1 pseudogene is annotated in these 202 nt (G+C 67.3%); it reads left to right on the top strand.

Annotated features, from left to right (window positions below):
• Positions 1–202: pseudogene (locus ACOQFP_RS01630) on the top strand (HNH endonuclease); the annotation flags it as partial.

The following is a 202-nucleotide window of genomic DNA, read 5'->3' as shown; positions in this document are numbered from 1 at the left end:
CCGCGACCTCACCGACCTCCGCGACACCGCTACTGGCGCAGGACCGTCACCGGATCGCGGTGCCTATCGGGACGTGTTCGGTGACGGCACCAGTGTCGGGTGGCTGCCCTGGATGGGACCACTCTCGCGCACCACCTCCCGGCAACTGGCGTGCGATTGCATCCTCACCGCCATCGTGATGGACGAGACCGGTAACCCGATC

The sequence above is a fragment of the Rhodococcus sp. MALMAid1271 genome, assembly GCF_049195265.1.
Lineage (GTDB): Bacteria > Actinomycetota > Actinomycetes > Mycobacteriales > Mycobacteriaceae > Rhodococcoides.
This window is presented reverse-complemented; position numbering and strand designations above follow the sequence as displayed.